This window comes from Shewanella sp. (assembly GCF_013214165.1).
GTDB lineage: Bacteria > Pseudomonadota > Gammaproteobacteria > Enterobacterales > Shewanellaceae > Shewanella.
Genome location: NZ_JABSSM010000112.1, coordinates 1 through 9,000, shown reverse-complemented (window position 1 = coordinate 9,000; position 9,000 = coordinate 1). Strand labels below are relative to the sequence as shown.

Here is a 9,000-nt window from a genome sequence, read left to right as displayed (position 1 = left end):
TGATCCGAAAATCGGTGAAGACGCGTAAGGTCTTTCCTAACGATGATGCTGCGTTGAAAGTTATCTTTTTAGCGATTGAATCAGCGTCTAAAAAATGGACCATGCCAATAAGGGATTGGAAACCTGCATTAAATCGTTTTATGATTGAGTTTGAGGAGCAGCTGGCTCCTCATATTTAAAACGGGCAGTTACACAGTTTAATTTATACCCTCGTAAATAAATGATGTTAGCCTGGTTTCGCTCTCGCTCATCCACCTTGGATGTTTTGTTCCCGTTACAGAGAGGCCGCTTTTAGCTGACCTTTTAGCTCATAGGTTGATGGCGCAGTGAACTTGGTTCTCATGGCTGGCAGATATGCTCACTCCACCAGAACATAAGCTCTCTGCGTCGCTCGATATATTCTGCTCGGTTATAGGCCGCTCTAACGGTGTTCTTATCTACGTGGGCCAATGACACCTCGATGAGTTCAGCATCAAACCCTTGCTCATTTAGCGTGGTACTTGCTAGTGATCTCAGACCATGGGCTACTAAGAGGCCTTTAAATCCCATCCGTTTTAATGCGACATTGGATGTTTCAGTATTAGTGTGGTTTTTCGGGTTCCTCGCAGCAGGGAAAATATACTCTAAATGTTCGCTCATGAGTCTAATGCGATTGAGTATCATTAGCGCTTGCAGGGTTGAGGGGATAATGTGTTCTCGATTCATCTTCATTCGCTCTGCCGGTATTACCCATAACTCTTTTTCAAAATTTATCTCATCCCATCTAGCTTTGGCAGCTTCTGCAGGTCTAGTCATAGTGTGTAGCTGGAGCTCAATCAAGCAGCGAGTTGTTATGGTGATGCTTGCGTAGGATAGGGCCTCCATTAACTTAGGAAGCTCAGCAGGTTTAAATGTAGGCATTTGGCGTTTCTGAGGGACGCCAAATGCTGCAGCTATGCCGATCAATGGGTTTGAATGTATAAGCCCTGTGTTTACGGCGAATGTCATCACTTCGTTTAGCCAGCTTATAATTCGCTTACAGGTTTCAATGTTACCTTTGGCTTCGAGAGGTTTGAGTACTTGAATGACTTGTGGGGCGGTTAGGCTACCAATAGGTAGATTGCCAAGGGCGGGGAATAGATATAGCTCAAGGCGTCGATACAGCTTTTGGCCGTGATTTTCGGAAACCTTCTGCTTTTTAATCTCGAACCAGGTATCAGTGACAAGTTTGAGGGTGTTTGCTGCTTCTGTTTTGGCCGATTCATTTTGTTGCTGAAGGCGGTGCTGAGGATCGATACCTTTGGCAAGCAACTCACGTGCAGCTTCTCTTCGCTTTCTTGCTTCAGCAAGTGGAACATCAGGATAAGTACCAAGGCCAAGGTTAGCTCGTTTCTTTGTGACTGGGCGTGAGTAGTTCAACAGCCAAAACTTTGAACCACTCATTTTGACTCTAAGTGATAGCCCTCTACCATCAGCAAGGTTGTACTCTTTCTCTTTAGGCTTTGCGTTTGCGACTGCTGTAGCTGTAGCTGTGAGCTGCTTAGTGGTATTGGCCATGATTGTAACACCCAAATCGAGATTTGACTCCGATGTTACATTAGGTGTTACATAAAACTCAAGCTGCCTATGGACGGTAATGAACCTTAATGGACGCTAAGTCATTGATTTTATAAATTACAGGCAGAAAAAAAGACACCCTAGGGTGTCTTCGTTTCTATATTTGGTGGAGGCGGCGGGGCTCGAACCCGCGTCCAAAAAGCCTACATCCTATCAAGGCCATTGGTATGGCTTCGTTTTGCCGTAATTTCAAATGGTTAAGGTTTGGTGGTGTAACATGCTATCAGTGAGTGGTAATGTTTGCCGCCATTCTGCCGCCATTATTTACGGATGGTGAAATGATACAGCGGGCTTAAACTAAAGCTGTCTTATCCGTGGTAGAGCTTTTCTTATACCGTTTAGAATGCGACTCCAACCGATACGCTTTGGCTACAACTTACCATCGACATAGGCGTCATAACAATCTATGCGATCACATCGTATCAGCTCAATTTTATGAACTATAGGTTCGCCAAAATCATAATCAGTAATCACAATCGTTCGACGCAAATGTGGTAGAGCGTAAGGGCTTCAAGATCGTCGCCTTAAAGCTTAATGTGTTCTTTTTACATGCGAAATAGGTGGGTTGGTCAACTTTATGTTGATACTTTTTTGTGCGCTTGTACATAGTAGCCCTCTACCTTATAAGGTAGACTACCTTGTGAGGTCTGTATAATAAACTGTTAGCTCTTAAGGAGTAGCATGAACCGGATTCCTAAAATAGCTGTCATACGAGAGCTTAGAAATGAAGTAGGATTTGGATGTCCAGTAAAAGATTGCGCTAACCCATATCTTGAATGGCATCATTTTGATCCTCCATGGCGCATTGAAAATCATCATAACCCTGAAGGAATGATCGCCTTGTGCACTAATCATCATAAAAAGGCAGATGGTGGGGCATATACAAACGATCAATTGCAAAATCTAAAGAAAAATACTGCAAACGCTGAAAAAGTTAAAGGACAATTTGATTGGCTGAGGAACGAACTTATTGCAGTAGTTGGTAATATTTTCTACCACAAAGTTAATAATATTATTGAGATAGATGGTAAAAATGTAATTTGGTTTAATCGAGATGAAGATGGGTATCTTCGGTTAAATGTTAGGATGCTAAGTATAGAGCCTGAAGAAAGAGCTGTAATCGATGATAATATATGGATGAATATAGGTTCTCCTAAAGATTTGCATTCGCCTCCCCAGGGAAAAGAGCTGAAAATAGACTATGAGAATGGTGATCATCTTTTTGTGAAATTTATAGTTCTCGAAACAGCTGAACAAGCATTTAATAAATACGACAATAAAGATTTGCTTGATATAGATTTAATACACTATCCAATAACGGTTGTAGAAATTAACTATAAAATAGGAGGCACTGGAATTGAATTTAGATCAAAGAGTACGAATATTTCAAACCTGACAATTGGAAGCGGATTTATTTCAAATTGCCATGTAGGAGTATCTATTAATCCAGAGCTTATATTTAGACAAAACCCATCGCTCCTACCTTACAAACCCAGTTCACGAGTAAAAGCATGTCCATGTGGTAGTGGCTATAGGTATAAACAATGTCACGGTCTTATAAAATGAGCCCTAACAGGGCAATCTTGCGGAACTCCGTGAACCGTGACGTTTTGTGCCGAGCACAAAAAGCGCCATCCCACTCCGTCCGTAAATTGAGGCATTGGTAACTACCCTAATTTGTAATCTCACTTTTACCCAATAGCTCGGCGATTGGGTTTTTAGTGATTGCGTCGTCCAGGTGATCTGGGGCGAAGTGGGCGTAGCGCATGGTGTCTTTGATATCGGAGTGGCCGAGTATCTGTTTTAGTACCAGGATATTGCCGCCGTTCATCATAAAGTGGCTGGCGAATGTGTGGCGTAGAATGTGGGTCATCTGTCGGTCAGGGAAAGTCAGCTTGGTTCGCTTAATTGCACGTTCAAATGACTTGCGACATGGCCTGAATAATGGGCCTCTGGCGCGTGGTATCTTCTCTGCCAGTTCTTTGGCTATCGGCACTGTCCGGTTCTTCTTACCTTTGGTTTTAACAAAGGTGATGCGGTTGTGGGCTATTTGACTGCCGCGCAAACCTTCGGCCTCTGACCAGCGGCAACCTGTGGCCAGGCATATCAGCACAATAGTGGTTAGGTGTTCATATTCGGCGTTATCGCATTCGGTTAGGACAATGGGGATCTCTTCTGGGTAAAGGAACGCCAGTTCGGTGTCCTCAATTTTAAATTGAGATATACCATCAAGTGGGTTGGGTAACTTCCATTCACCTAATTTTTTTAGCTCCGAGAACACCGCATTGAGATAAGCATGCTCATGGTTAATGGTATTGGGTTTAACCTTGTTCATCTTGCCTTGGGCGTCTTCAATCTCACCATCCAGCCGCATCTGCCGATAATTAGCAAAGTCGTTAACGGTGATCTTGCTGGCAATCGGATCCCCCATGCCATTGCAAATCAAGTCGAGCTTCCGCAAACGCAGCTCTGGTTTAGTCAGTTGCTGGCCGTGGAGATCATGCCAGCGTTTGATTAATTCTGATAAGCGACGGTTATCGACCTTTTCACCCAGCCAGGGTTTATCATCGACCTTTTTCATGGTGAATAGCTCAAACGAAGCTGCTTCACCTTTAGTGGCAAACTTCTTACGTATCCGCTTACCATCTCGACCGTTGGGGTAACATTCACAAAGCCAAGGTTTGTCGCTGCTGTCTTTTAGATTTCGTATTGACATAGCTAACCTACAAATGGACAGTAGTTAATGGCATGGGAATAGAGGGTAAAAAATACAAGACCTACAAGTAGTGCCATCATGAAGAGTTTACTTGAGTAAAGGAGTCCCTTTCTTGCTTTTCCAATGTCTTTTGATTTTGCGGTTTCTATTGAAATAATATCGCCAGAGTCCTTGAGTAAGCTATCTAGTAATGATTCAAGTTCTTGACCATTACCCCCTGTTTTTTGATGGCGTTCTCTCCACTGAGTGATTTTTTCCATCGTTAATAATATTTCTATATGTTCGGTTCCATTCAGGTGGAGCTTTAATCTTGTGTCGTACTCATAAAAATTTTGAATGTTTAAAGGTAAGTCAATCAGTGCTTTTTCATATGTGGGCTTTTCTTTTGGAATTTTAGGATCGCAATCAGCTTTGTGTATAACACTTCTGTAATTAATACAGAGAGACAGGAATTTTGCCATGTCATTTTTAAAGCTATTTATCCACAATTGTCTAAGCTCAGATATTTTTTGCTCTTTTGCTATTACAGTACTTGTAATTGTAACTACACCTACAATTACTGCGGCAAATATAGTGGCTAAAGCACCAAGTAATATTGTCATTTCAGATGTCATTATTTACCTACTACAAGTTAGCAAATTGCTGTGGACAACCACTTTTTAGAAGCTGCAGATCATCATTCATCAAACTAGTTTGCTCGCTGACAAGCTGTGTACCTATTGGTGAGTGTCTTAACGTTGAGAAGATATCTCGCCAGTATTGCCCTGCGCTGAAATTGAAACCGTACGCTAGGAGCGAATTTTCCATTTCGACGTTATATGAAGTTGGATATTTGGCTTCTACTGTTGCGAGTTTTTCATCAAATTTAGTTGATTGCTTCCACTGCACTGCTTTCTGATAAGCCATACCTGGGTTGTCTATTACAAACAGTTCAAGGCTAGCGATTATTGGTGCATAGTCACTGTAGATTTGGAATGCCTGTTCACAGTCTGAGACCCCATTTTTAGGCGTTTCTACTGTCTGAAGGGGAGCTTTGTCAACTGGTAAGGCAGGCTCTGATATATCTGCACTGCGAGCATATGTACTCCCAACGTATTCATTTTCCAGCTTTGGATTCGTTGCAGTACCTGCGACGGATACCAAGAGTAGACAAAATGTAGTCACTTTAAGAGCTGTCCATGCTTTGAAAGAGCGACTTTTTAAGAAGTGCCTGATTAAGTAACCAATAGCCACAATAATCAGACCGGTGGCAAAGGCAGCTTTCGGTTCATTAGTTAATGTTCCGCTATAGGTTAATAGGCCTATAACAGTAGCTGATTGGATGAGGTGCAACTTTTTATACTTCATAATAAAATCCTTTTTATTGTTAGTTTGACTAAACGCGTCGTAAAGTTGAAGTTACTTTCCCGAGTACTATTGTTGAGGCTGGGTCAAAAATGAACTTCTCATGCTCTTCGATTAAATAAATATTCCCATCGGGTAGGTGACGTAGCTCCCCTAGTTGATATGAGTCATTGACTCTGAATAGGTATTGCCCCTTAGTTATCGTAGTTATTTTAGGGTCTATAAAGTAGTGAGTATCCTTGGCGATTATTGATAATCCATCATCATCAATAGAAAAAAGTGTAAGAAATTCATCATTGATCTTTAACTGATCAACCTTCTTCATATCACCTTCGTCAATCTCAAAAACTGAAAGATAGGCTTTTGAATCCGTTTCTGTGACCATCCAATCATGCAAGGGGAGGTTGTTTTTTTTATTTCTATTACAAAATTTCGGTTCACCAACTCTTGTTCTAGAAGCTTCCATCCAATTTTTTATTTCAGGCTTCTCAATTTGAGGGGGATTCCATTCTTTACCAAAGCACAGATAGTGCATTGAAACACCTGTGGCAAGATGAACTCTGCATAACAGCTCATGTGGAGTTGTCTTTCTTGTTTGCCAAGTGGCTAACGTTCCTATGTTCACTGAGCACAACCTTCCTAGCTCAGCTTTACTATCAATCTTCAATACTTTCTGTAAACGATTTATGATCTGTAAGCCACCGTCACAGTGAATCGGTTGATGCAAGGGGTAGTGAAAACTCTTAATGTTCTGGTTTATGGTTACAAAACTTGGCGTTTCGTTAGGATTACTGCAATAGCTCATTACATTCAAATCATCTTCGGCTTTATCAAAGAGTAAATACTCCATTGAAATACCAGTCGCCAAATGAATTCGAATTAACAATTCATAAGGTACGGTTGATCGTGTTTGCCAAGTCGCTATTGACCCTGTAGATACCCCTATTATCTCTGATAATTCAACCTTATTTCTTAGATTGAACAAATGTAAAAGCCGATCTACTAGAACCTTCCCACCTTCCGCATTCAACGGTCCACCAATAAAAGTACGAAATTTTTCTTCGTCACTATTGATGTTAGTACAAATATGATCAATCATAGTCTCACCAAATGATTTAACGCTCTGTAACGCCACATTACAGAAAGACACATAAATTTGAGGATAGCATCAAATGAGCAATCTATCACTACACATTGACGTACCATTCTTGTCATTTGAAGAGTATGCCCGTCGTACAGGCACTACAGTTGACAACGTTCGATATCTCGTCCGTGAAGGACGCCTACCAATTCGCCCTAAATGCAAACCTCAAGAACGCCCATATATCAATATGTTGGCTTTAATGAAAGAAGCCTCTGAACTCTGTTTAGCCAGTTAACTGGCTTAAGTCGTCATTTGAATGTTTTTCTCTTCAAGTGAAGATTAGCAAAAAGGAGTTTTGCGTCTATGTATACCCAATCTGACCGTACACAAAAAGCAAGTAAGCAGCCGCATGTTGCTGGGGCACTGCGCCAGTTTGCCGAAATGGAAGTCATAAAAGAGGTTGCCGAATCGGCACAAATTCGCAGCCAGATGCTGCGCAATAAGTTACTACCCAATCAGCCGCATCAGTTATCTGTGCATGAACTGATTGAGATAACCCGAGTCAGTGGCAATCGTTGCATTGTCGATGGATTGCTATATGAGCTCAATTGCGTGTCGTCGGTATCTGTTGGTGAACTTGAGTCTGCAGATAAAACGCCACTAATAGAAAGGGCGCTGGAGATTTCAACCAACGCTGCACAGCTTGGCTCAATTGCACTCGATGTAAAAGCACAGCGACGGGTTACCGCTCGTATGCGCCATGAAGCAGTAAACAGGGCGACTAGGGTCATGACTGAACTAGCCATTTTCGTGCATGACGTTGAACAGAAGTTCCAAGCTATTCCTGTTCTATCCATTGCAGTCGATGCCGTACAAACCATGCCCATGCCTGGGCTGATGTAATAGGGAGATTTTATGAAAGCTTTACAGCCAGCGGTGACTGAAACTGCACCAAGAATAGAAACGAACCTTAATCCGAGCCTTAAACATAACGATAAGCCTGCAGCAAATGATGTGACTAGAGTCATTCATGGTGTTGATAGTTTACGGGACCTCTTAGACCGTAGTTGTGTTGCCAGTCGTTATAGCAATTTATCTGATCAGCAAAAAGCCATGATCCTTTATGGTGCCAAACTCAAGCCTAGTACCCATATCAATACCCCACTCGATAGCATGACTTTTGATGAGCGTGAACAGATACGCCATTCGATTATCGCGCTATGTGATGTCAGCAGTATCTTCGGTAGAACCATGCTTACCCGTGACCGTTTCGAGCACAGGCCAAAAGTTGTGAGGCAGTCCAAATTAAACAGCTAATTCAAGCACCAAAAGACAGGCATTAAAAAGCCACTTCCGTTCGCAGCGGATGTGGCCGTGTCGAATCAATCAATAGACCTTCAAGGATTTAAATCATGACTATGACAAAACAGAGTTTAACAACTGATCAAGCTATTCGCAATGAAGCGAACAAGGTGATTGCTGCTTTATCTAATCCTAATTATCCGGTTGATCCTGTAGTTGCAGAATCAGTTATCGAGTCATTGCATGCCATAGCCGAAAGTCTTGAACTGGAGGTAGCTAAAACACTCCGCATTCGATTGATTGCAATTCGCAATAACATCCACGTTAACCAAGTGGTGGCTTAGATGAAGTTACTTAATGTTGAGCCAACTGAAGTCGAAGTGTTATCCGTTTTCGTTATCAATTGTTTTATGTGTGCAAACACGCATTACGTATCGAGAGTAAAAACGGTAAGAGAGGCGATTGAGTATGCAGCTAAGGAAGGTTGGCACGGCTACGAAACCGATAGTGAGGTTTGTTCTACTGCTTGCCCTAAATGTATCAAAGAGGTGCAGGAAAACGAAGTGGAGTATAGCAAATGAAATCAGCCGTTTTTCACCACCTACTTAATCACTATAGAAGTAATAAGCAACTTTTGGGGTCCGCAATTGAGTGTCATCAAATTTGTCCTGATCAAGGCTCGGTCGTTGATGTTGCCAAAAATATAGGGGCTTTAAACTGCCTGTATTGGCAGGCGATGGGTCATGGTCTGGTTAATCTGGCCAAAGGCATCCGTCGAACGCTAATTAAGGCCAAAGCTGAACATGGTATCGAGGGGTTGTAATGAGTACCCCTACACTATCCCCACAGTCCGAGGCTTTGCCCTCGGCTCTTTTTTCTGGATTAGTTAAAGTACCGCCAAAAGGCAGGAAGTGCATTTTCAAACCGCACACTTTACCTGTTCAAAAGATAAAGGTGT

Annotated in this window: 11 protein-coding genes and 1 pseudogene; 7 read left to right on the top strand and 5 right to left on the bottom strand. The window is 42.1% G+C overall.

The window, feature by feature from the left end:
* Window positions 1–179: pseudogene (locus HRU42_RS19375) on the top strand (IS256 family transposase); the annotation flags it as partial.
* A gap of 160 nt (window positions 180–339) precedes the next feature.
* Here the strand turns inward: HRU42_RS19375 and HRU42_RS19370 are convergent.
* Window positions 340–1,536: an integrase domain-containing protein gene (locus tag HRU42_RS19370; protein ID WP_295033543.1), complete on the bottom strand. Its 1,197-nt coding sequence runs from the start codon at window positions 1,534–1,536 to the stop codon at window positions 340–342.
* Window positions 1,537–2,277: 741 nt separating this feature from the next.
* Between HRU42_RS19370 and HRU42_RS19365 the strand changes: the two genes are divergently transcribed.
* The gene (locus HRU42_RS19365; protein ID WP_295033542.1) at window positions 2,278–3,162 is read left to right on the top strand and encodes an HNH endonuclease; all 885 of its coding nucleotides are present in this window, start codon (window positions 2,278–2,280) and stop codon (window positions 3,160–3,162) included.
* Between the two features lie 106 nt (window positions 3,163–3,268).
* Here HRU42_RS19365 and HRU42_RS19360 read toward each other — a convergent pair whose 3' ends face one another.
* Genes HRU42_RS19360 through HRU42_RS19345 form a run of 4 tightly spaced genes read right to left on the bottom strand, consistent with a single transcriptional unit; the run spans window position 3,269 to window position 6,755 of the window.
* Window positions 3,269–4,312: a tyrosine-type recombinase/integrase gene (locus HRU42_RS19360; RefSeq protein WP_295033540.1), complete on the bottom strand. Its 1,044-nt coding sequence runs from the start codon at window positions 4,310–4,312 to the stop codon at window positions 3,269–3,271.
* 2 nt (window positions 4,313–4,314) lie between these two features.
* Entirely contained in the window at window positions 4,315–4,926 is a 612-nt protein-coding gene (locus HRU42_RS19355; protein ID WP_295033538.1) for a hypothetical protein, read from the bottom strand.
* A gap of 10 nt (window positions 4,927–4,936) precedes the next feature.
* Window positions 4,937–5,659 (bottom strand): hypothetical protein, encoded by a 723-nt coding sequence (locus HRU42_RS19350; RefSeq protein ID WP_295033536.1) that lies wholly within the window; start codon window positions 5,657–5,659, stop codon window positions 4,937–4,939.
* Between the two features lie 28 nt (window positions 5,660–5,687).
* On the bottom strand, window positions 5,688–6,755 hold the full coding sequence (locus tag HRU42_RS19345) for a helix-turn-helix domain-containing protein (protein WP_295033535.1): 1,068 nt from the start codon (window positions 6,753–6,755) through the stop codon (window positions 5,688–5,690).
* Between the two features lie 348 nt (window positions 6,756–7,103).
* Between HRU42_RS19345 and HRU42_RS19340 the strand changes: the two genes are divergently transcribed.
* The 5 genes from HRU42_RS19340 (at window position 7,104) to HRU42_RS19320 (ending at window position 8,865) form a co-directional block, all read left to right on the top strand.
* On the top strand, window positions 7,104–7,643 hold the full coding sequence (locus HRU42_RS19340) for a phage regulatory CII family protein (RefSeq protein WP_295033533.1): 540 nt from the start codon (window positions 7,104–7,106) through the stop codon (window positions 7,641–7,643).
* Between the two features lie 12 nt (window positions 7,644–7,655).
* Window positions 7,656–8,057: a hypothetical protein gene (locus HRU42_RS19335; RefSeq protein ID WP_295033531.1), complete on the top strand. Its 402-nt coding sequence runs from the start codon at window positions 7,656–7,658 to the stop codon at window positions 8,055–8,057.
* A gap of 95 nt (window positions 8,058–8,152) precedes the next feature.
* Complete coding sequence (locus HRU42_RS19330) at window positions 8,153–8,386, top strand: hypothetical protein (RefSeq protein WP_295033529.1); 234 nt, start codon at window positions 8,153–8,155, stop codon at window positions 8,384–8,386.
* Window positions 8,387–8,623: a hypothetical protein gene (locus HRU42_RS19325; protein WP_295033527.1), complete on the top strand. Its 237-nt coding sequence runs from the start codon at window positions 8,387–8,389 to the stop codon at window positions 8,621–8,623. It begins immediately after the preceding gene.
* On the top strand, window positions 8,620–8,865 hold the full coding sequence (locus tag HRU42_RS19320) for a hypothetical protein (protein WP_295033525.1): 246 nt from the start codon (window positions 8,620–8,622) through the stop codon (window positions 8,863–8,865). The genes HRU42_RS19325 and HRU42_RS19320 overlap by 4 nt, the downstream gene beginning before the upstream one ends.
* Window positions 8,866–9,000: the final 135 nt, after the last annotated feature.